Genomic DNA, 21,599 nt, shown 5'->3' with positions numbered 1-21,599 from the left:
CCCCGCGCGCCGTTCAGTCCGTCCGGCCCAGTGCCAGCAGGGCCACGTCGTCATCGGCCCGGCCCGCGTGGCGGGTCAGGTCGTCGCGCACCGCCTCGGTGAGCGCCGTCAGGCCGTGGTGGGCGGCCAGTACCGGCAGGCGTTCGGCCAGCGGGTAGAAGCGGCCGTCCCCGTCGCGCGCCTCGGTCACCCCGTCCGTGTACGCCAGGACGCGGTCGCCCGGCGCCAGCTCCACCCGCAGTTCGTCCGGCGGCGCCAGACCCGCGAGGCCGAGGCCCAGCGGCGGCGCCGGGTCCGCGCTCACCTCGGTCGCGGTCCGCCCGCGCAGCAGGAACGGCCGGGGGTGGCCGCAGCTCACCACCCGTACGACGGATTCGTGCGGCGGGAACTCCAGGAGCAGCGCGGTCGCGAACAGCTCGCCGTTCCCGTCGGAGCCGGAGTCGACCACCAGCCTGCGGTCCAGGCGGGCGGCCACCCGCCGCAGGGTGGGCTCGTCCAGGACCGCCTCGCGGAAGGCGCCGAGCAGCGCGGCCACCGTGCCGACGGCCGCCAGGCCGTGCCCCTGGACGTCGGCCAGCACCGCCCGTACGCCGTAGGGGCCCTCGCGCACGTCGTAGAAGTCACCGCCGACCAGGGTGCCGTGCTGGGCGGCCTGGTAGAGCCCGGCGCAGCGCACCGGCCCCACCGCGTCCGGCAGGGGCGGCAGCACGGCGAGCTGGGCGGCCTCGGCGACCGTGCGGACGGTCACCAGCTGGTGGTCGCGGCGCTGGCGCACCCGGGCGACGACGATGCTGAAGACCACGACGACGGCGAGGGTGAGGATGTCGCCGGAGTGCGGGTACCAGTCGCGGGTGTGCGGCAGCAGGACGCCGGCGAAGGTGACGGCGGCGAGGACGACCGTGCCCACCGGCCCGTAGGCGAAGGCGGCCAGCGGCGGCACGGCGGCGAGGAAGTAGCCGAGCTCGACCCCGTTGGGGGTGGCCAGCTGGGCGGCCGTGATCCCGGCGAGGACGATCACCGGGACCGCCCGCTGCCAGAGGGGGCTGGGAGCGGGCGGCAGTAGTCCTGACCCGTCCTCGTCCGCCATGGCGAAGCTCCTCGGGCGCCCGATTCTTGCCGTCACTCCTTTCTACGTCACTCGGTGAGCGAGCGCCCCATCAGCACGTCGTCCACGTACGCCCCCGCCAGCAGGAACTCCCCCGGCAGCACGCCCTCCACCACGAACCCCTCCGACTCGTAGAGCTCCCGGGCGGGCGTGTTGTGGCCCAGGACGCGCAGGGTGAGGCGGCGGGCGCCCTGGCGGCGGGACTCGGCGCAGGCGGCCCGCAGCAGCGCCCGCGCCACGCCCCGGCCCCGGGCGCGCGGGGCGACGGCCAGGCCCTGGATCTGGCGGACGTGGCTGTTGCAGTCGAGCCGGGTGGGGCGGACCAGCCGCAGATAGCCGACGGCCTCCCCGTCCACCTCGGCCACCAGGTGGTGGGCGGGCGGGCTGGCGGGCCCGAAGAACGGCTCGTAGGGCGGCTGGGGGCGGGGCTGCACCGCGTGCAGCGGCGACCAGACCTCCCGGTCCAGCTCGGCCAGAGCGGCTTCGTCGCGGTGCTGTGCGAGGCGTATGCGCGGCTCGTGCATGGGCCCACTGTGCCATCGGGGACGCGGTGCGCGAGCATGGAATCCGCCCCGGAGCGGGGCTGCCCCCACCCTCGGGAGACTTGGCCGGCATGCGGATCGCGATCACGGGCTCGACCGGACTCATCGGCACGGCGCTGACGCGCTCCCTGCGGGCGGACGGACACGAGGTGGTCCGCCTGGTGCGCCGCCCGGCGCGGGCGGACGACGAGGTCGAGTGGGACCCGAAGCGCCAGTACGTGGACGCGGCCGGGCTCGTGGGGTGCGCGGCCGTGGTGCACCTGGCCGGGGCCGGGGTGGGCGACCACCGCTGGACGGACGCCTACAAGAAGGAGATCCGCGACAGCCGGGTGCTGGGCACGGCGGCCCTCGCGGAGGCGCTGGCCTCGCTGGACGCGCCCCCGGAGGTCCTGCTGTGCGGGACGGCGATCGGCTACTACGGCGACACCGGCGACCGCCCGGTCGACGAGGACGCGCCGCCCGGCGACGGGTTCCTTGCGGGTGTCTGCGTGGAGTGGGAGGAGGCGGCGGCCCCGGCCGAGGAGGCGGGCATCCGGACCGTCTTCGCGCGCACCGGTCTGGTGGTGGCCCGCGAGGGCGGCGCCTGGGGCAGGCTCTTCCCCCTCTTCCGCGCGGGTCTGGGCGGGCGGCTGGGCAGCGGGCGGCAGTACTGGTCGTTCATCGCGCTGCACGACCACATCGCGGCGCTGCGGCACCTGCTGGAGAGCCCGGGGCCGGCCGGACCGGTCAATCTGACGGCGCCGGAACCGGTCACCAACCGGGAGGTGACGGCGGCGATGGCCGAGGTGCTGCACCGCCCGGCGCTCCTCCCGGTGCCGGCGGTCGCGCTGCGGGTGGCCCTGGGCGAGTTCTCCGAGGACGTCCTCGGCAGCCAGCGGGTGCTGCCCCGGCGGCTGCTCGACTCGGGTTTCCGCTTCGCGTTCCCGACGGTGGCGGGGGCGATCGCGGCGGCGCGGCGGTAGCGGAAGGTGCGCGGGTCCGGGCCCGGCGGGCGGGCGGTGTGCGCCCGTGTGCTTCGGTGCCCTGGCCCGTGCGCGCGGCGGGGAATCGACCGCGCTTTCTACTCTCGGTCCGAACTCCTGCATTTCGGGTGCCCGTTGGGGGCATGAGGCATCCACCTAGCCGCGCCGACCTTCAGGGAGGGGCACGTGCTCTGCAGCACCGCACACCAGGCGGACGTCGTCATCGTGGGGGCCGGGCTCGCGGGCCTGTCAGCGGCGCATCAGCTGACCGCCGCGGGAGTCCCGGTCATGGTCCTGGAAGCCGCCGGGGAGGTGGGCGGCCGGATGTCCACCGAGGAGGTGGACGGCTTCCGCCTCGACCGGATCGGCCAGCTGCTCTCCACCGCGTACCCGGAGCTGACCCGCTCGCCGGGCCTGGAGGGCCTGGCTCTGAGTCCGTTCGCGCCCGGGGTGCTCGTACACAGCGCCGGGCGCCACTACCGAGCGGGCGCACCCAGGAGCGCACGGGGCGCACTCGCTGCGGCGCGCGCCCTCGCGAGCGCCCCCAGAGGAGCCGCGCGGGGCGTGCCCAGGAGCTCCGCGCGCGGGGCCACCGCCCCGCTCGGCGGCGCGCTGGACCAGGCGCGGCTCGGCGCGGCCCTCGCCCGCCTCGCCGCGACCTCCGTCGAGCGGCTCCTGGCCCGGCCCGAACTGCCCATCGGGACCGCCCTGCAGACCCGTGGCCTGCCCGCCCGCACCCTGGACGGGTTCGTGCGCCCCCTGCTCTCGGCGCTGCTCTGCGACCCGGACCTCACCACCTCCAGCCGGTGCGCGGACCTCGCCCTGCGCGGCTTCGCGCGCGGCCGGCTGTGCGTGCCCACGGGAGGCGCGTCGGTGCTGCCCGAGCTGCTCGCCGCCGCGCTGCCGCCCGGCACGGTCCGCACCGACGTCAAGGTGACCTCGGTGGCCACCACCTCGGTCGCCACCGCCGACCACGGCGTGCTGCGCTGCCGTTCGCTGCTGCTCGCCACCGACGCGCGGGCCGCCGCCGAGCTGCTGCCCGGACTGCGGGTGCCGGCGTTCCACCCGATCACCGTGCTGCACCACACCGCCCCCGAGCCGCCGCTGGCCGAACCGGCGCTGCTGCTCGACGCGGACCGGGGCGGCCCGGTGGCGTACACGGCGGTCATGAGCGAGGTCGACCCGGCGCGCGCGCCGGGCGGTCGCGCCCTGATCAGCTCGACCGTGCTCGGCACCCCGCCGCCGGACCTGGAGGCGGCGGTCCTGCGCCATCTGGCCCGGCTGTACGGGACGCCGACGGACGGCTGGGAGCTGCTGGCCGTCCGGCACACCCCGGAGGCCGTCCCGGCGATGCCCGCCCCGCACGACGTGCGCCGCCCGGTGCGGGTGCTCGCCGGGCTGTACGTGTGCGGGGACCACCGGGACACCAGTACGGTCCAGGGCGCCCTGTACTCGGGCCGCCGGGCCGCCGGGGCGATCCTGGCCGACCTGGGCAGGCGCCCGGCCGAGCCGCCGGTGCCGGCGGTCCGGGCCGCCTGAGCGCTACCCGAGGGCCGCGACGCGGTCGCGGTACGTCCGTACCGCCGCCGCGTCGCGGTAGGGCTCCAGCCGGCGCTCGAAGTCGCGCACGTACTCGACGGCCCGCACCGAGCGCATCTCGCTGGCCTGCTGGGCCGCCTCGGCGGCCAGGGCGCACGCCTGGTCGAGCTCGCCCAGCCCGAGCCGGGCGGAGGCGAGGACCACCCGGCAGAACAGCCGCGAGCGGGCGTACGCCGGGGCGCGCAGCTGTAGGGAGCGCTCCGCGTGCTGCGCCGCCGCCCGGTACTGCTGGAGGTCGCGGTGGCAGTGGCCGAACTCGTCGGCCAGCTGGGCGTCGTCGAAGAACCGCGCCCAGTAGGGCACGTCGTCCCCGGGCCGGGCCGCCTCCATCGCCCGCTCCGCCCGCACCAGCGAGGCCGTGCAGGCCCGGATCTCGCCGAGCACGCCGTGGCCGCGCGCCTCCACCGAGTGCAGCAGCGCCTGCACCACGGGCGGCGCCGAGGAGCCGACGCCCTGCTGGGCCACCCGCGCCAGCTGCACCGCCTCCCGGCCGTGGCCGAGGTAGACCGCCTGGCGGCTCATGGTGACCAGCACGTACGACCCGTACGCCCGGTCGCCCGCCGCCTGCGCCAGGCGCAGCGCCTGGACGAAGTAGCGCTGCGCCAGTCCGTGCGCCGCGATGTCGTACGAGGTCCAGCCCGCGAGCCGGGTGAGGTCGGCCGCCGCCGCGAAGAGCCTGCGGCCGGTGTTCTCGCCGTAGCTGCCGCGCAGCATCGGCTCGGCCTCGTGCTCCAGGTAGCGCACCAGGGCCTGGCGCGCGTGGCCGCCGCCGTAGGCGTGGTCCAGGGTGCGGAAGAGCTCCCCCACCGAGCGCAGGGCCGCGATGTCCCCGCTGGTCACCCGCTGTCCGGGGCCCCGGTCCGAGGTGCGCTGGCGGGGTACGCCGGGGCGCCCCTGACTGGGGATGCGCGCGCCGGTCTCGGGCGCCGGGCGCAGGGCCGGTTCGCCGTGCCCGACCCGTTCGTCGGCCCGGCCGATCAGCCAGTCGCGGCTGGGCACCACCAGACCGGCCGGGGTGAACGCGATCTTGCGGAGCTCGACGTGGCTGCCGGAGTCCTTGCGCCACAGACCGCTGACGATGTCGACGGCCTCCTCCGGGGTCGCGGCGAATTCGAGCCCGGCGTACACCGGGGCGCACGCGTCGAGCCCCAGGTCCTGGGCCGATAGCCGACGGCCGAGGCGCCGGGTGAACACCTCGGCGATCAGCGCGGGCGTGGTGCCGCGCGGCTGCTGCCCGCGCAGCCACCTCGTCACCGACGTCTTGTCGTACCTCAGATCCAGGCCGTGCTCCAGACCTAGCTGGTCCACGCGGCGCGCTAGCCCCGCGTTGGAGAAGCCGGCCTCCGCGATGAGTGCGGCGAGCTGGCGGTTGGGCGTGCGCTGCGCGGGTCGTTCCGTCATCAGCTGTGCGATCTCCTGCCTTCCGGGCCAAGCGGGCAGCCCTCATGGAACGGGGGGAATTTAGCGGCCCTTATCGCCCAGACCACCACCTGAGCGCCGCATTCATCCGATCGTGTGAGGAGGTGCCGTTTCTGCCCGGCTCCCGGTGCCGTCGAACACGGCCGTACAGTGGCGGGGGCGCATGTATGCACTGGGTGAGGAGCCGGCGTGAACGAGCTGCGATTTGTCCGACTGGGATTCGGCGAAAACGCGGTCGAGTACCAGCAGGCGTGGGACGAGCAGCGACGGGTCCACGCGGCCCGGTTCGCCGACGAGATCCCGGACACCTGCCTGCTCGTCGAGCACCCGCCCGTCTACACCGCGGGACGGCGCACGGCCGAGAGCGAGCGCCCCCTGGACGGGACGCCCGTCGTGGACGTCGACCGGGGCGGCAAGATCACCTGGCACGGCCCGGGCCAGCTCGTCGGCTACCCGATCCAGAAGCTGCCGCGCCCGGTGGACGTGGTGGCGCACGTGCGCCGGCTGGAGGAGGCACTGATCCGCACCGCCGCCGAGTTCGGTCTGGCGACCACCCGGGTCGAGGGCCGCAGCGGGGTGTGGGTGCTGGGCGACCCGGTCGAGCAGCGCCCCCGGGTCGGCGGCCTCGCCCTCGACTTCGACCCCCGGCTCGCCGACGAGGAGTTCGACCCGCGGCTCAACGGGCCCCAGTACGCGCCGTCCAACGCGGGCCAGCGCCGCGAGGACCGCAAGCTCGCGGCGATCGGCATCCGGGTCGCCAAGGGCGTGACCATGCACGGCTTCGCGCTGAACGTGAACCCGGACAACACCTGGTTCGACCGGATCGTGCCGTGCGGCATCCGCGACGCGGGTGTGACCTCCCTCTCGTACGAGCTGGGCCGCGAGATCACGATCGCCGACGTGCTGCCGGTCGCCGAGAAACACCTCAAGGACATCCTGGAGAACGCGGAACTGGCGCCCAGGGAGATCGAGCGCGCTACCGCCTAGTACGCCCCGGCGCACCGGAATCGGGAATGCGCCCCTCTGGCCATGGGTTGGCCAGACGTAATGCCACGCAAATAACGGGCGTACCCTGGTGTCCGCCGAAGAATCGAAGTCATAGGGAGCACGTCGTGTCCGCAGTCGCACCCGACGGACGCAAGATGCTGCGCCTGGAGGTCCGGAACAGCCAGACCCCCATCGAGCGCAAGCCCGAGTGGATCAAGACCCGGGCGAAGATGGGCCCCGAGTACAACAAGCTCCAGAGCCTGGTGAAGAGCGAGGGGCTGCACACGGTCTGCCAGGAGGCGGGCTGCCCCAACATCTTCGAGTGCTGGGAGGACCGCGAGGCGACCTTCCTCATCGGCGGCGACCAGTGCACCCGGCGCTGCGACTTCTGCCAGATCGACACGGGCAAGCCCGAGGCGCTCGACCGCGACGAGCCCCGCCGCGTCGGCGAGTCCGTGGTCACCATGGACCTGAACTACGCCACCATCACCGGCGTCGCCCGCGACGACCTGGCGGACGGCGGCGCCTGGCTGTACGCGGAGACGGTGCGCCAGATCCACGCGCAGACCGCCGGCCGCGCGGCCGGGCGCACCAAGGTCGAGCTGCTCGCCCCCGACTTCAACGCGGTCCCCGAGCAGCTGGCCGAGGTCTTCTCGTCCCGCCCCGAGGTCTTCGCGCACAACGTCGAGACCGTGCCGCGCATCTTCAAGCGGATCCGCCCCGGCTTCCGCTACGAGCGCTCGCTGGAGGTCATCACCCAGGCCCGCGACTACGGCCTGGTGACCAAGTCCAACCTGATCCTCGGCATGGGCGAGACCCGCGAGGAGGTCAGCGAGGCGCTCCAGCACCTGCACGACGCGGGCTGCGAGCTGATCACGATCACGCAGTACCTGCGGCCGTCGGTGCGCCACCACCCCGTGGAGCGCTGGGTGAAGCCGCAGGAGTTCGTGGAGCTCAAGGAGGAGGCCGACGAGATCGGTTTCTCCGGTGTGATGTCGGGCCCGCTGGTCCGCTCCTCGTACCGCGCGGGCCGGCTGTTCCAGCAGGCGATGGAGCGCCGCGGCGAGACGGTCGCCGCGGAGGGCACCACCGCGGGTGTGTGACGCGGGCGTGTGAATTCGCGCACAAGGTACTACCGGCCGGTAATGGCCGATTCGGCGCGGCCCGTACATACCTCGCAGGTAGGAGGTGTGTACGGGCCGCGTCAGGCTTTCACCGGTCCGCGTCAAGGTTTCATTGGTGTTTGACCGGCCGGACACGCCCTGGTAACACCAGTCAGTGACGCTGGCTTCACACACCGCGCACAACGGGGCGCGAGCTCCGGCGCGCACGCCCCGCGATCGCCCCCGTCCGTTGTCCGTCCGAGGGAGGACCTCACGATGCAGTCCGCGACGACCGTACGCGCCACCGCGCTCCCGTCCGTCACCGACGCACTGCGTGCCATGGAGTCCCTCCTGATGGGCGCGGGCCAGCGCACGGCCCGCCGCAACGCCTGGACCGCCGTCCTGGAGGACCGCCGCCGCGCCAAGGACCGGACCGAGGCCCAGCACGTACTGGAGGCCGTGGCTAGCCGTCGGCCCCGGGCCACGTAAACTTCAGTTCATGGCGAGGAAGGAAATCGCAGACACTGCGAACCCCGGGCGACTGAAGCAGATCGCCCTGACGTACAAGATGACCCGCAAGGCCGACTCCAAGGTCGGTCTCGTCGTCGCGGCAGTGGGAATCGTCACCTTCGGTGTCTTCCTCGCGTTCGGGTTCTGGATCGACCACCCCATCTACTTGGGCATCCTCGGCTTCCTGCTGGCCTTCCTCGCCATGGCGATCGTCTTCGGACGCCGTGCCGAGCGCGCTGCCTTCGGGCAGATGGAAGGCCAGCCGGGGGCCGCGGCGGCGGTGCTCCAGAACATCGGCCGCGGCTGGACGACCACTCCGGCGGTCGCGATGAACAAGAGCCAGGACGTCGTGCACCGGGCGGTCGGCAAGGCCGGCATCGTGCTGGTGGCCGAGGGCAACCCGAACCGGGTGAAGTCGCTGCTGGCGGCCGAGAAGAAGAAGATGGCGCGGATCGTGGTGGACGTACCCGTCCACGACGTGATCGTCGGCGACGGCGAGGGCCAGGTGCCGCTCAAGAAGCTCCGCACCACGCTGCTGAAGCTCCCGCGCGTACTGGCGGGGCCGCAGGTCACCGTGGCCAACGACCGGCTGCGGGCGATGGGCGACCTCATGAGCAACATGCCGCTTCCCAAGGGGCCCATGCCCAAGGGGATGCGGATGCCGCGCGGCGGGAAGGCGCGCTGACGCTCCGCTGGGGCGTACGGGAAGGGGCCCGGCAGGACCGAGAGGTTCTGCCGGGCCCCTTCTCTTTGCCCTTGTGCTCTTTTGGCTGCGGGCCCCTTGTGCTCTTTGGGCTGCGGGCCGTGCTGGGTTGCTCGCGCAGTTCCCCGCGCCCCTTCAGTGCGCCCCCTTCGGGAGCGCCCCTCGGGGGTGGGGCCGAGCCGGGTCACGGCTCGGCCAGGTGCTCAGATCCGTACCCGGATCCAGCTGCTCAGATCCGTACCTGGATCGCCCGCGACAGGCGGTCGTGGAGGCCGCGGCCGTCGCGGTCCCAGACCAGGGCCGGGACGGCGAGGCAGAGCAGCACGCTGCGCAGCAGGGCGCGCGGGAAGCTCAGCCGGCCGCCGTTCTCGGAGATCAGCCGCAGGCCCAGGATGCGCTTGCCGGGCGTGAAGCCGACGGTGCCGACGGTCAGGATGCTCATCACCAGGAAGACGACGAGCGCCCAGTTGTTGGTGAGGTGGAGTTGACGGTGCGCGAGCAGCCCGTATGCGATCAGGGCACTCACCGCCCAGTCGATGAAGATGGCGCCGAAGCGCCGACCCAGGGGGGCGATGGCGCCCGGCCCCTCCTCCGGCAGACCGAGCTGCTCGCCCCGGTAGCCGAAGTCGACGCCCATCTCCTCGGCCGCCGCCTTGGGCCCGGAGAGCCACGATCCGATTGCTTGCCTGTTGTCCACGCTTCCACGGTACCGGCCGGGGTGCGGAGCCCGGCCCCCGGGATGGGACAGAGGCACTGGTTCGCCCCGTTTTGCACGGGTCTTGATATGGCCCCTACCCGGACCCCGGTTAACTTGGGCGAAACAAACGGGTCACGCTTGAGAAATCCCGCCTGCCTATGGTCGGCTCCAGCGTGTGCCACCGCACTGGCCGCACCACGAGCTACAACCCCGTCTCCCCCGGACGGGAGTAGGAGGAGTTGGATGTTCCAGAACGCCGACGACGCCAAGAAGTTCATCCAGGACAACGACGTCAAGATGGTCGACGTCCGTTTCTGTGACCTTCCGGGCGTGATGCAGCACTTCACGATCCCGGCGACGGCGTTCGACCCGTCCGAGGAGCTCGCCTTCGACGGCTCGTCGATCCGTGGCTTCCAGGCGATCCACGAGTCGGACATGGCGCTGCGCGCGGACCTCTCGACCGCCCGGGTCGACCCGTTCCGCCGCGACAAGACGCTCAACATCAACTTCTTCATCCACGACCCGATCACGGGCGAGCAGTACAGCCGCGACCCGCGCAACATCGCCAAGAAGGCCGAGGCGTACCTCGCCTCGACCGGCATCGCGGACACCGCGTACTTCGGCCCCGAGGCCGAGTTCTACGTCTTCGACTCGGTCCGCTTCTCGACCGCGGCGAACGAGAGCTTCTACCACATCGACTCCGAGGCCGGCGCCTGGAACACCGGCGCGGTCGAGAACAACCGCGGCTACAAGGTCCGTTACAAGGGCGGCTACTTCCCGGCCCCGCCGGTCGACCACTTCGCCGACCTGCGCGCCGAGATCTCCCTGGAGCTGGAGAAGTCCGGCCTCCAGGTCGAGCGCCAGCACCACGAGGTGGGCACGGCCGGTCAGGCCGAGATCAACTACAAGTTCAACACGCTGCTCGCCGCGGCCGACGACCTGATGCTCTTCAAGTACATCGTGAAGAACGTCGCCTGGCGCAACGGCAAGACCGCGACCTTCATGCCGAAGCCGATCTTCGGCGACAACGGCTCGGGCATGCACGTCCACCAGTCCCTGTGGACCGGCGGCGAGCCGCTCTTCTACGACGAGCAGGGCTACGCGGGCCTCTCGGACACCGCCCGCTACTACATCGGCGGCATCCTCAAGCACGCCCCGTCGCTGCTCGCCTTCACCAACCCGACGGTGAACTCGTACCACCGCCTGGTGCCCGGCTTCGAGGCCCCGGTCAACCTGGTGTACTCGCAGCGCAACCGCTCCGCCGCGATGCGCATCCCGATCACGGGCTCCAACCCGAAGGCCAAGCGCGTCGAGTTCCGCGCGCCGGACCCGTCCTCCAACCCGTACCTCGCCTTCTCGGCGCTGCTGCTCGCGGGCCTCGACGGCATCAAGAACAAGATCGAGCCGGCCGAGCCGATCGACAAGGACCTCTACGAGCTGGCCCCCGAGGAGCACGCGGGCGTCGCCCAGGTCCCGACCTCCCTCCCGGCGGTGCTGGAGGCCCTGGAGGCCGACAACGAGTACCTCCAGGCGGGCGGCGTCTTCACGTCCGACCTGATCGAGACGTGGATCGACTACAAGCGCACGTCGGAGATCGCCCCGATCCAGCTGCGCCCGCACCCGCACGAGTTCGAGCTGTACTTCGACCTCTAGGCGGCCCGTGCACCACACGCCGTGCAGGCCCCGCCGCTCCCTCCCCGGGGGCGGCGGGGCCTTCGCGCGTCCCGGGGCGCATCCGTCCGCCGGGGCGGGCCGCGCGGGTGCCGCGCCCCCGGTCCCCCGGCGGCGCGGCACCCCTGGTGTCAGCGGCCCGAGCGGATCAGGGCCCGGACCATCCGGCACGTCGTGTCGGACGGCGGGTGGACTCCGATCAGCTCCGCCGTGCTGCGTATCTTGCGGTCGGGCGCCTGCTCGGGCTGGTACACACCCGTGTCGAGCAGCGCGATGGCCAGGCGCATCGCCTTGAGGCGCCTGTTGTGCGTCTCGTACCACACGCGCGGGCGGCCGGCGGGCAGCGGGACCTTCTTCAGGGTCAGCAGGGACAGCTGCTGCGGGGCGCGCGACGTCAGTACGGCAGCGGCCATGGGCATCCTCCTGGGGCAGTCGGGAACCCTCACGAACTGCCTCAATTTTACTGCCCCCCACTGACAATCGCCCTGTCCCGTACGGGCAATACCCGCTGGCCAGAGGTGGTTTGGGAGTCGTCCGGGACGCCCGGGGCGATACCTTTCTCCGCATGGAGATCTGGATCAATCCCGCCTGTTCCAAGTGCCGCGGCGCCGTACAGCTGCTGGACGCGGAAGGCGCCTCGTACACCGTCCGCCGCTACCTCGAAGACGTTCCCTCCGAGGACGAGATCCGGGCCGTGCTCGACCGGCTCGGCCTCGAACCGTGGGACATCACCCGCACCCAGGAGGCCGAGGCCGAGGAGCTCGGGCTGAAGGAGTGGCCGCGCGCCGCCGGTTCGCGCGGGCGCTGGGTGGCGGCCCTCGCCGCGCACCCCGAGCTGATCCAGCGCCCGATCATCACGGCGGACGACGGCTCGGCCGTGGTCGGCCGGACCGAAGAGGCCGTGCGGGACGCGCTCTCCCGGTAAGGGACAGGGGCGCGGGCCGCCTCCACCACCTCCGCGGCGCGGCCCGCGGGCGCCTCAGCGGACCCGCTCGTCCGTCCCCGCGACCTTGCGCGCGGTGATGTTCAGCCGGTTCCAGGTGTTGATGGTGAGGATCAGCGCCAGCAGCCCGCCGAGCTCCTGCTCGCTGAACTCCTCCGCCGCCTCCTCGAACACCTCGTCCGGCACGCCCCCGTCCGCGATCAGCGTCATGGACTCGGTGAGGGCGAGCGCCGCGCGCTCCTGCGCGGTGAAGAAGTGCGCGGCCTCGCGCCAGACCCCGACCATGTGCAGCCGCTCCGGGTTCTCGCCCGCCTTGTGCGCGTCGCTGACGTGCATGTGGAGGCAGTACGCGCAGTTGTTGATCTGGGAGGCGCGGATCTGCACCAGCTCCACCAGGGCGGGGTCGAGGTGCTCGGTGGCCGCGATGTTGAGGCCGATGACCGCCTTGAACGCCTTCGGGTTGGCCCGGGCGAAGTCGAAGCGCACGGGGTGCTCGGCGGCGGCCCGCTCGATGGTGTCGGTCAGGTTCCGGGTGATCTGCGTCGTCGTCATGACCATGAATCTACGGCCCCGGGCGACCGGCCCACAGGTGCATTTCCGGGGCGAAAACATGGGTCAATTCCAGGGGTTCGGGAGCCCTCCGAGCGCCTCCGCCGACGGTCGGTTGTCATCCTTTCGGCCAGACCATCCCGTACCCGATGGTGACGTTTCACCCCTTTCCCCCCGCCTACCTTGGAGGCTTCCGCCACCCACCCGCAGGAGCCCCGCATGTCGCAGAACTGGCTGGCCGGCGGTGTGTACGGGACGGTGCTGAGCAGTGCGCTGCTGGCGGCCCTGCAGAGCGAGGGCACCCCGTACACGCCCTACTACGACGCCGCCTGGATCGTGGTGACCGCCGGTACCGCCGCGCTCGCCCATGCCTACGCGCACCACATGGCCGGCTACCGGCCGGAGAGCGGCGCCCTGCGCTGGCGGCGCCTCGCGCTGACCGTCGCCGACCAGTGGCCGGTGATCATCGCCTGTATGCCGACCGTGCTGCTGCTGGTCCTGTCCGGGCTCGCGGGGTGGCAGGAGCACGGGGTGACCACGGCCGGGCTGGTCCTCAACACGGCGCTGCTGTTCGGCTGGGGCACCTTCGCGGCGGTACGGGCCGGTTACGCGCGCCGGTCCGCCGCGCTGATCGGCGGCGCGGACGCGGCGATCGGGGTGCTGATAGCCGGAGCCAACGCCGTCATCAAATGAGCCGGACCGGCCCGCCGCCGGACGCGCGGGCTCAGCCCGCCGCCCCCAACTGCCCTTCCGCCCGCGCCAGTACGTCCGTGATCCGCGCCCCGAACGCCGCGTCGCACGGATGCGGCACCCCCGTCCGCACCGCTTCCAGCAGGGCGTCGAGCGCCGCCCGGAACGACTCCTCGGCCGGGCCCCAGTCCGGCAGCGCGGTCACTCCCGCCTCCCCCAGGAACTCCACGCCCGCGCCCGCCGCGGCCACCGGGGCCGTGAAGCTGAGGGCGGCCGTGGCGGAGGCGCCCGAGGCGTGGCGCAGCACCAGGTGCACGGTGTCGCCGGGGCCGGGCGCGGCCGTCACCTCGGTCACCTCGCCCAGCACCGGCACCAGGACGGAGAGCGCGTGCGGGCCGACGTCCCAGAGCGGCCCCTTCTCCCCGCGCCAGGGCGAGGCCGCGTACGGGCTGACGGCGGCGCCGGGGGTGAACAGGGTGGCGAGCCAGTGCGCGCGGGCGGTGAACCAGTCCTTCCGCTCCGCCTGCCGGGCGATCCAGTCGGCCGGGCCGGTCGCGAACCGCAGGGTGAAGAAGACCACCGAGGCGACCCGGGCCAGCGCCACCGCGTCGGCGACCTCGCGCGCCCGGACGGGGTCGGTGGCCACCGGCTTGTCCAGCAGCACATGGCAGCCGGCCGCCGCCGCCCGTACCGCGAGCGGCGCCTGGACGTCCGGGGGCAGGGCGAAGGTGACCGCGTCGCACGCCGCGAAGAGCGCGTCCACGTCCTCGTACGCGGGAACGCCGTGGGCGGCGGCGAGCTCCGCCGCGGCCTCGGGGCGGCGCCCCCACACCCCGGCGAACGTGACGCCGGGGTGCCCGGCGAGCGCCGGGGCGTGGGTGGCGACGGCCCAGGGGCCGGTGCCCAGGAGGCCGGTGCGGAGGGGGGAACGGGGGTCGGAGGTGCCGGTGGCCGGGGTCATGGGACCAGTCTGCGCGAGGTCGCGGGCGGAAGGCGGGTAACACCGGGTTCACAAACGGGCAACGGACGGGAAATCACAGAATGTGAGGCTGCCCCCATGGCCGCGGACGCCCCGCACGGCGCCCCACCGGCTTCCGCAGCACCCGCAGCTCCCGCAAAGGATGGCCCCCGTGACGTTCAAGGCTGAGTACATCTGGATCGACGGCACCGAGCCGACGGCCAAGCTCCGCTCGAAGACCAAGATCATCGCGGGTACGCCCGACGGCTCCGAGCTGCCGGTGTGGGGCTTCGACGGCTCGTCCACCAACCAGGCCGAGGGCCACGCCTCGGACCGGGTGCTCAAGCCGGTGTTCAGCTGCCCGGACCCGATCCGCGGCGGGGACAACGTCCTGGTGCTGTGCGAGGTCTTCGACATCGACGGCACCCCGCACGCCACCAACACGCGCGCGCGGCTGCAGCCCGTCGCCGAGCAGCACGCCGCCCAGGAGTCGATCTTCGGCATCGAGCAGGAGTACACGTTCTTCGACGGCACCCGTCCGCTGGGCTTCCCGGTCGGCGGCTTCCCGGCCGCCCAGGGCGGCTACTACTGCGGCGTCGGCGCGGACGAGATCTTCGGCCGGGAGATCGTCGAGAAGCACCTCGACCACTGCCTGGCCGCGGGCCTGAGCATCTCCGGCATCAACGCCGAGGTCATGCCCGGCCAGTGGGAGTTCCAGGTCGGCCCGGTCGGCCCGCTGGAGGTCTCCGACCAGCTGTGGATCGCGCGCTGGCTGCTCTACCGCACCGCCGAGGAGTTCAACGTCTCCGCCACCCTGGACCCCAAGCCGGTCAAGGGCGACTGGAACGGCGCGGGCGCGCACACCAACTTCTCCACCAAGGCCATGCGCGAGGGCTACGACGCCATCATCACCGCCTGCGAGTCGCTCGGCGAGGGATCCAAGCCGATGGACCACGTCAAGAACTACGGCGCGGGCATCGACGACCGGCTCACCGGCCTGCACGAGACGGCCCCGTGGAACGAGTACAGCTACGGCGTCTCCAACCGCGGCGCCTCGGTCCGCATCCCCTGGCAGGTCGAGGTGGACCAGAAGGGCTACATCGAGGACCGGCGCCCGAACGCCAACGTCGACCCGTACGTGGTGACCCGTCTGATCGTCGACACCTGCTGCACCGCGCTGGAGAAGGCCGGCCAGGTCTGAGCCGGACCCCGGCCCGTCCCCGGGGCGTCCACCGCTGCCGCGCGGTGGGCGCCCCGCGGTGCGTGCGGGACCGGCGGGCGCGAAATCCGGCCGTCGCGCGGGGAAGTGACGTATCACCCTGTGGGAGGGCTCTGCCACCATCCGTGCGGATCTGATTGAATGGGGCCATGGCCAGCTTCTTGAACCCCGCGACAGGTCGCAGCGACCTCGAGCCGTTCTGGCCGTCCCGTCAGGACCACGACTTCGACCGGGTGTGTTGCCGCGCGATGAACGCGCCGGCCCTCTAAAGCCCCCCGCCCCGGCGGCCTTCGGCCAGGCGCGCACGACGTACGTCTCCCGCTGACGACTCCCGCGCGAAAGAGCTGACCTCTCATGGCGAACACCCGTACCTTCTCCGCTGCGACCGCCACCCGCCCCGCTCCCGTCCCCCTGGGACGCCATCGGCTCCGGGCCGTCGACCGCGACGAGGTCGCCGCGACCGGCACCGTCGTCGACTTCCTCCCGCCGGGCGCCACTTGGCTGCCCGCGCCCCAGCACACGCTGCCCGCCCTGCCGGGCCGGCCGCCGATGATCGGCTATCTGGTGCTGGTCCCCGCCGACCAGCAGCCGCCGCTCGCCGCCGCGCCCGACCCGGTGGACCCGGGCGCCGACGGCGAGGACGGGTTCGGCGGCGACGCGCTCGTCCGCATCGACGCGGTGCGCCGCACCGCCGAGGTCGACGGGCGCGTGCTCGACCTCACGTACCTCGAATTCGAGCTGCTCGCCCATCTGGTGGCACACCCCCAGCGGGTGCACACCCGCGACCAGCTGGTGACCACGGTGTGGGGGTACGGCCACGTCGGCGACGGCCGGACCGTGGACGTCCACGTGGCGCGGCTGCGCCGCAAGCTGGGCGCCGAGCACCGGCACGCGATCCAGACGGTCCGGCGCGTGGGGTACAAGTACGCGCCCTGACCCGCCCGCCGCGGGGTGTCGTCAGCTACACCCCCGGCCCGGGGGGCGGGCCCAGTGACCGCCCCCCGGCTTCCGGCCAGAATTGGGGCCGTAAGCCACCGCCGGGGGAAGAGGACACCATGATCGCGACAAGGGCACGGGCCGCGCTGACGGCGGCCGGGCAGGGGGTGGTGCTCTCGGCGTCGGCGCTCGCCGTCTCCATCACCCTGTTCACCTGGGCGGTGGTCTCGATCGCGCTGATACCCGCCGGGGTCGGCGTGCTGACCACCCCCCGCGTCCTGAAGCTGGTGCGCGACCACGCCGACCGGCGCCGGGCGTGGGCCGGGGAGTGGACGGGCCTGGCCATCCCCTCCCCCTACCTCCCGCTGCCCGGCACCGCGCGGCGCGGCCCCCTGGGCGCGGCCGAGTCGTGCGCGGCGCTCCTGAAGGACCCGGCGACCTGGCGGGACCTGCGCTGGCTGCTCGTCGACATCACGGCGGGCGGAGTGGTCGCCGTGCTGGCCCCGGCGCTGCCGCTCTACTTCGTGTACGGGTGCGTGCTCGCCCTCGGCGTCTGGGAGCCCATCCACCGGGCGGGCGGCGGCGAGTGGTTCACCTTCGTCCACGTCACCTCGCAGGCGACGGCCAACCTCGCCGCCGTGGTCGGCGCCGGCTACGCGCTGCTCGGCCTGTTCGTGAACCCCGCCCTGATCCGGGCCCACTTCCGCCTCGCCAGGTCCTTCCTGGCCCCCGCCCCGAGCCGGGAGCTGGCCCTGCGGGTGGCGCGGCTCACCGAGACCCGGCACGACGCGGTGGACGGCTCGGCCGCCGAGCTGCGCCGCATCGAGCGCGATCTGCACGACGGGGCGCAGGCCCGGCTCGTCGCCATGGGCATGCACCTGGGCACCATCGAGGCGCTGGTCGAGAAGGACCCGGCGCGCGCCAAGGCGCTGCTCTCCAAGGCCCGCGCCGACTCGGCCGAGGCGCTCACCGAACTGCGCGACCTGGTCCGGGGCATCCACCCCCCGGTGCTGGCCGAGCGCGGTCTGGGCGACGCGGTGCGCGCCCTCGCCCTGCGGATGCCGCTGCCGGTCGAGGTCACGGTGGAGCTGCCCGGCGGACGGGCCGGGGCGCCGGTGGAGTCCGCCGCGTACTTCGCGGTCAGCGAGGCCCTCACCAACGCGGTCAAGCACGCCGCCGCCGACCGGATCCGGGTCGACCTGGCGTACGCGGACGGCGCGCTGCGCATCCAGGTCACCGACGACGGGCGGGGCGGAGCCGTGGTCGCGGGCGGCTCGGGGCTGAGCGGGCTGGAGCGGCGCCTGGGTACATTCGACGGCGTCCTGGCCGTCAGCAGTCCCGTCGGCGGCCCCACCGTGGTGACCATGGAGATCCCTTGCGCGTTGTCCTAGCCGAAGACCTCTTCCTGCTGCGGGACGGTCTGGTGCGGCTCCTGGAGGCGTACGACTTCGAGATCGTCGCGGCGGTCGAGACCGGGCCGGAGCTGAGCCGGGCGCTGGCCGGGCCGGCCCCCGACGTGGCGATCGTGGACGTCCGGCTGCCGCCCACCCACACCGACGAGGGCCTCCAGTGCGCGCTGGCGGCCCGGCGGGCCCGGCCGGGGCTGCCGGTCCTGGTCCTCTCCCAGCACGTGGAGCAGCTGTACGCGCGCGAGCTGCTGGCCGACGGGAACGGGGGCGTCGGCTATCTGCTGAAGGACCGCGTCTTCGACGCCGAGCAGTTCGTGGACGCGGTGCGGCGGGTGGCCGGGGGCGGCACCGCGATGGACCCCCAGGTCATCTCCCAGCTGCTCTCCCGCAAGGCGCGGGAGTCGCCGGTGGGCGGGCTCACCCCGCGCGAGCTGGAGGTGATGGAGCTGATGGCCCAGGGGCGCTCCAACGCGGCGATCGCGCAGCAACTGGTGGTGACCGAGCGGGCGGTCGCCAAGCACACCTCCAACATCTTCGCGAAGCTGGGGCTCCCCGTCTCCGACGACGACAACCGGCGGGTACTGGCCGTGCTGGCCTATCTCGACCGCGGCTGAGGGGACCGGACGGGCGGCTGCGGGGGGTGCGGTCCGCCGGGGGCCGACCCGCGGTTCCGCGCGCCCCGGGGCCGGGGCCGGGCACGTTGCGGGGCCGTCGGTGAGCCCCCGCGCGCGTGGGTGGCGCGGGAGCGGGGTCACGGCGGGTTAGCCTGGCCGGATTATGAACCGGATGACCGCGCCCTGGGGCGAGTACGACCTGACCCGCTTTCCCGAGGACCCGCGCGACCAGCTGCGGGCCTGGGACGCCGCCGACGAGTATCTGCTGCGGCACCTGGAGGACACGGACCTCTCGGGGTCCGTGGTCGCCCTCGGTGACCGGTGGGGCGCCCTGACGACCGCGCTCGCCGCCAAGGGCACGGGCCCGCTCACCCAGATCAGCGAGTCGTTCCTCGGCCAGGAGGCGACCCGGGCCAACCTGGCGCGGGCGGGCGTGGCCGAGGAGTCCGTCACGCTGCTGTCCACCCACGACGAGCCGCCCGCCCGGATCGACGTCCTGCTCGTACGGGTGCCCAAGAGCCTCGCGCTCCTGGAGGACCAGCTGCACCGGCTCGGCCCCGCCGTGCACGCGGGAACCGTGGTCGTCGGCACCGGCATGGTGAAGGACATCCACACCTCCACGCTGGCCCTCTTCGAGCGGCTGCTGGGTCCCACCAGGACCTCGCTGGCCGAGAAGAAGGCCCGGCTGATCTTCTGCGAGCCGGACCCGGAGCTCGCCCGGCCCGCCAACCCGTGGCCGCTGACGTACTCCCTGGAGATGGGCATCGGCCCGGCCTCCGGGCTCGCCACCACCAACCACGCGGGCGTGTTCTGCGCCGACCGGCTCGACATCGGCACCCGCTTCCTGCTCCAGCACATGCCGGTGCGCACCGGCCCGGACCGGGTCGTCGACCTCGGCTGCGGCAACGGCATCGTGGGAACGGCCGCCGCGCTCGCCAACCCCGGGGCCACCGTGGTGTTCACGGACGAGTCGCACCAGGCGATCGCCTCGGCGCGGGCCACCTTCCGGCTCTGCGCGGGCGCGGCGCGGGAGGCCGACGCGGAGTTCCGGCTCGCCGACGGGCTGAGCGGGTTCCCGCCGGGCTCGGCGGACCTGGTCCTCAACAACCCGCCGTTCCACACCCATCAGGCGACCACGGACCGCACCTCGACGCGGATGTTCACGGACGCCCGCGAGGCACTGCGGCCGGGCGGCGAGCTGTGGGTGGTCGGCAACCGCCACCTGGGGTACCACCTCAAGCTCCAGCGGCTCTTCGGCAACAGCGAACTCGTCGCCAGCGACCCGAAGTTCGTGGTGCTGCGCGCGGTCAAGCGCTGACGGCTCCCCTGGAGATACCTACGAAATGGCGGAGGCGTTGAACGCCTCATGAGTCACCTGCGTATGGAACGACGCGCTGCTTCTAGCGAAGGAGTTCCATGCGACGCTCACGCTCATCACGAAAACGCTCCACCCTGGCCGGCCGGATGGCGATCGCCTCGGTCGCCCTCGTACTGGGCGGGGGTGGGCTGGTCGCGGTCAACGTGTATGCCTCCGCCAATGAGGGGTCGTCCAACGGGCCGCCCGATCCGGGGCGGAATTCGGCCCGTTCGGCGATGGCCCTCCAGATGTCGACCATCACCTGTCCCGATGTCACCAACAGCCTTCCGGACGTGCCCGATCCGGCGCGCCCGGAAGTCGACCGGGAACTCGCGGGCATCGATACGCAGATCACCGACGCGTACGAGAAGTTCGCCGCGAACAAGGACCGGGTGGCCCAGGATCCGGGCTGGGCGGACCGGGCGGTCCTCGGCCCGCTGAAGGACCGCAGGACCGCCTCGCTCGACCGGATCGGCACCGCCATCGGCCGGGGCGGCGGCCGGACGCCGCAGGGGCTCCAGGGGCTCGCACCGTGCGGCCTGCGCGCGGGTGACGGCGGCGGTGGCTTCGGCGGCGGCCAGGGACAAGGGCAGGGCCAGGGCCAGGGCCAGGGGCAAGGACAAAGCGCAGGTCAGGGCGGGCAGGGCCAGGGCGGCCAGGGTCAGGGTCAGGGCTCTGTCGGAAACGGGCCCGCGCGGAGCGACTTCGTCGACATCCGGACCGTACGGCCCAATGTGCAGACCCCCCGCACCCAGCGCAACGGCTCCACCGGTCTGTTCACCAGCGACTGCGGCGTGAACAAGAACGCCAAGCGCAATCCCGACAACGTCATCGTCGCGCCCGGTGTGGGAAATGGCGCCCACCACATGCACGATTACGTCGGCAATCAGGCCACCGACGCCTTCTCCAGCGACGCCGATCTCGCCGCGGGCGGCACCAGCTGCCGCAATCAGGGCGACAAGTCCACGTATTACTGGCCGGTGCTGCGCCTGCGGAACGGGCAGAACGAGAACGACGCCAACGCGGACGGCGGCGGCAAGGACCAGAACGTCGGTAAAATCCAGACTCCCGCCCAGGTCACCATCAAGCTCGCCGGGAATCCGGTGAGCAAGGTGACGGCGATGCCGCGCTTCCTGCGGATCATCACCGGTGACGCCAAGGCTTTCACCAACGGAAACGCCAATGCCAACGCGTCCTGGAGCTGCACCGGTTTCGAGAACCGTCAGCTGAAGGACAAATACCCGATCTGCCCGCAGGGCAGCAAGGTCGTCCGCACCTTCCTGTTCCAGAGCTGCTGGGACGGGCGGAACACCGACAGCGCGAACCACCGTACGCACGTCGCCTTCGCCCGGAAGAACGGCGCCTGCCCGGCCGGGTTCAAGGCGATCCCGCAGCTGCAGCAGCGGATCGTGTACGCCGTGCCGCCCGGCCCCGGGTTCGCCGTCGACTCGTTCCCCGAGCAGCTCCACAAGCCCGTCACCGATCACGGTGACTTCATCAACGTCTTCAGCGACCAGCTGATGAGGAAGGCGGTGACCTGCATCAACACGGGGCGCAGCTGCGCCTGACGGAAGGGGCGCGCACGCGCCGGAAAACCCGCTCCCCCTGAATGGCTCCCCCGGGCCG

22 protein-coding genes are annotated in these 21,599 nt (G+C 72.9%); 15 read left to right on the top strand and 7 right to left on the bottom strand.

The window, feature by feature from the left end; all coding sequences use genetic code 11:
• Window positions 1-13: 13 nt before the first annotated feature.
• Both AB5J87_RS25195 and AB5J87_RS25190 read right to left on the bottom strand, forming a co-directional pair.
• On the bottom strand, window positions 14-1,087 hold the full coding sequence (locus AB5J87_RS25195; RefSeq protein ID WP_369379502.1) for a PP2C family protein-serine/threonine phosphatase: 1,074 nt from the start codon (window positions 1,085-1,087) through the stop codon (window positions 14-16).
• Window positions 1,088-1,134: 47 nt separating this feature from the next.
• Window positions 1,135-1,629 (bottom strand): N-acetyltransferase family protein, encoded by a 495-nt coding sequence (locus AB5J87_RS25190; protein WP_369379501.1) that lies wholly within the window; start codon window positions 1,627-1,629, stop codon window positions 1,135-1,137.
• Between the two features lie 80 nt (window positions 1,630-1,709).
• Here AB5J87_RS25190 and AB5J87_RS25185 point away from each other — a divergent pair, with 80 nt between their 5' ends.
• Together AB5J87_RS25185 and AB5J87_RS25180 are read left to right on the top strand one after the other, a co-directional pair.
• The gene (locus AB5J87_RS25185; RefSeq protein WP_369379500.1) at window positions 1,710-2,609 is read left to right on the top strand and encodes a TIGR01777 family oxidoreductase; all 900 of its coding nucleotides are present in this window, start codon (window positions 1,710-1,712) and stop codon (window positions 2,607-2,609) included.
• Between the two features lie 186 nt (window positions 2,610-2,795).
• Window positions 2,796-4,148 (top strand): NAD(P)/FAD-dependent oxidoreductase, encoded by a 1,353-nt coding sequence (locus AB5J87_RS25180; protein WP_369379499.1) that lies wholly within the window; start codon window positions 2,796-2,798, stop codon window positions 4,146-4,148.
• A gap of 3 nt (window positions 4,149-4,151) precedes the next feature.
• Here the strand turns inward: AB5J87_RS25180 and AB5J87_RS25175 are convergent, their stop codons facing one another.
• Complete coding sequence (locus tag AB5J87_RS25175; protein WP_369379498.1) at window positions 4,152-5,609, bottom strand: regulator; 1,458 nt, start codon at window positions 5,607-5,609, stop codon at window positions 4,152-4,154.
• 207 nt (window positions 5,610-5,816) lie between these two features.
• On the opposite strand from AB5J87_RS25175, the gene lipB reads away from it, so the two are divergent.
• The 4 genes from lipB to AB5J87_RS25155 all read left to right on the top strand — a co-directional run bounded on the left by lipB (window position 5,817) and on the right by AB5J87_RS25155 (window position 8,912).
• Window positions 5,817-6,614, top strand: a complete 798-nt coding sequence (gene lipB, locus AB5J87_RS25170) for a lipoyl(octanoyl) transferase LipB (RefSeq protein ID WP_369379496.1) — start codon at window positions 5,817-5,819, stop codon at window positions 6,612-6,614.
• 125 nt (window positions 6,615-6,739) lie between these two features.
• The gene (gene lipA, locus AB5J87_RS25165) at window positions 6,740-7,717 is read left to right on the top strand and encodes a lipoyl synthase (protein WP_369379495.1); all 978 of its coding nucleotides are present in this window, start codon (window positions 6,740-6,742) and stop codon (window positions 7,715-7,717) included.
• Window positions 7,718-7,993: 276 nt separating this feature from the next.
• Entirely contained in the window at window positions 7,994-8,206 is a 213-nt protein-coding gene (locus AB5J87_RS25160) for a hypothetical protein (protein ID WP_369379494.1), read from the top strand.
• Window positions 8,207-8,216: 10 nt separating this feature from the next.
• Entirely contained in the window at window positions 8,217-8,912 is a 696-nt protein-coding gene (locus AB5J87_RS25155) for a DUF4191 domain-containing protein (RefSeq protein ID WP_369379492.1), read from the top strand.
• 247 nt (window positions 8,913-9,159) lie between these two features.
• On the opposite strand, the gene AB5J87_RS25150 is transcribed toward AB5J87_RS25155, so the two are convergent.
• Window positions 9,160-9,627: an RDD family protein gene (locus AB5J87_RS25150; protein WP_369379490.1), complete on the bottom strand. Its 468-nt coding sequence runs from the start codon at window positions 9,625-9,627 to the stop codon at window positions 9,160-9,162.
• Between the two features lie 243 nt (window positions 9,628-9,870).
• On the opposite strand from AB5J87_RS25150, the gene glnA reads away from it, so the two are divergent.
• Window positions 9,871-11,280, top strand: coding sequence for a type I glutamate--ammonia ligase (gene glnA, locus AB5J87_RS25145; protein WP_369379489.1), 1,410 nt, complete (start codon window positions 9,871-9,873; stop codon window positions 11,278-11,280).
• A 149-nt stretch (window positions 11,281-11,429) separates the two neighbouring features.
• Here the strand turns inward: glnA and AB5J87_RS25140 are convergent, their stop codons facing one another.
• Window positions 11,430-11,711 (bottom strand): hypothetical protein, encoded by a 282-nt coding sequence (locus tag AB5J87_RS25140; protein WP_369379487.1) that lies wholly within the window; start codon window positions 11,709-11,711, stop codon window positions 11,430-11,432.
• 152 nt (window positions 11,712-11,863) lie between these two features.
• Here AB5J87_RS25140 and AB5J87_RS25135 point away from each other — a divergent pair, with 152 nt between their 5' ends.
• A complete protein-coding gene (locus tag AB5J87_RS25135; RefSeq protein ID WP_369379485.1) occupies window positions 11,864-12,223 on the top strand; it encodes an arsenate reductase family protein in 360 nt (119 codons plus the stop codon).
• A gap of 54 nt (window positions 12,224-12,277) precedes the next feature.
• On the opposite strand, the gene AB5J87_RS25130 is transcribed toward AB5J87_RS25135, so the two are convergent.
• Window positions 12,278-12,799, bottom strand: a complete 522-nt coding sequence (locus AB5J87_RS25130; protein ID WP_369379483.1) for a carboxymuconolactone decarboxylase family protein — start codon at window positions 12,797-12,799, stop codon at window positions 12,278-12,280.
• Window positions 12,800-13,009: 210 nt separating this feature from the next.
• Here AB5J87_RS25130 and AB5J87_RS25125 point away from each other — a divergent pair, with 210 nt between their 5' ends.
• Complete coding sequence (locus AB5J87_RS25125; RefSeq protein WP_369379481.1) at window positions 13,010-13,483, top strand: hypothetical protein; 474 nt, start codon at window positions 13,010-13,012, stop codon at window positions 13,481-13,483.
• A gap of 31 nt (window positions 13,484-13,514) precedes the next feature.
• Here the strand turns inward: AB5J87_RS25125 and AB5J87_RS25120 are convergent, their stop codons facing one another.
• A complete protein-coding gene (locus tag AB5J87_RS25120; RefSeq protein ID WP_369379480.1) occupies window positions 13,515-14,441 on the bottom strand; it encodes a Gfo/Idh/MocA family protein in 927 nt (308 codons plus the stop codon).
• A 169-nt stretch (window positions 14,442-14,610) separates the two neighbouring features.
• Here AB5J87_RS25120 and glnII point away from each other — a divergent pair, with 169 nt between their 5' ends.
• The 6 genes from glnII (at window position 14,611) to AB5J87_RS25090 (ending at window position 21,541) form a co-directional block, all read left to right on the top strand.
• Window positions 14,611-15,639, top strand: coding sequence for a glutamine synthetase (glnII, locus tag AB5J87_RS25115; protein ID WP_369379478.1), 1,029 nt, complete (start codon window positions 14,611-14,613; stop codon window positions 15,637-15,639).
• A gap of 372 nt (window positions 15,640-16,011) precedes the next feature.
• Window positions 16,012-16,593, top strand: a complete 582-nt coding sequence (locus tag AB5J87_RS25110) for a winged helix-turn-helix domain-containing protein (RefSeq protein ID WP_369379476.1) — start codon at window positions 16,012-16,014, stop codon at window positions 16,591-16,593.
• Window positions 16,594-16,712: 119 nt separating this feature from the next.
• Window positions 16,713-17,984 carry a sensor histidine kinase gene (locus tag AB5J87_RS25105; protein WP_369379475.1) on the top strand — a complete coding sequence of 424 codons (1,272 nt, stop codon included), beginning with the start codon at window positions 16,713-16,715 and terminating at the stop codon, window positions 17,982-17,984.
• Entirely contained in the window at window positions 17,969-18,616 is a 648-nt protein-coding gene (locus AB5J87_RS25100) for a LuxR C-terminal-related transcriptional regulator (RefSeq protein ID WP_369379474.1), read from the top strand. Before AB5J87_RS25105 ends, AB5J87_RS25100 begins: the two co-directional genes overlap by 16 nt.
• A gap of 172 nt (window positions 18,617-18,788) precedes the next feature.
• A complete protein-coding gene (locus AB5J87_RS25095; RefSeq protein WP_369379472.1) occupies window positions 18,789-19,934 on the top strand; it encodes a methyltransferase in 1,146 nt (381 codons plus the stop codon).
• Between the two features lie 98 nt (window positions 19,935-20,032).
• On the top strand, window positions 20,033-21,541 hold the full coding sequence (locus AB5J87_RS25090) for a DUF1996 domain-containing protein (protein WP_369379471.1): 1,509 nt from the start codon (window positions 20,033-20,035) through the stop codon (window positions 21,539-21,541).
• Window positions 21,542-21,599 lie beyond the last annotated feature (58 nt).

Source organism: Streptomyces sp. cg36 (assembly GCF_041080675.1).
GTDB lineage: Bacteria > Actinomycetota > Actinomycetes > Streptomycetales > Streptomycetaceae > Streptomyces.
The sequence above is the reverse complement of the archived record's forward strand: the minus strand, read 5'-3'. Positions and strand labels throughout refer to the sequence as shown.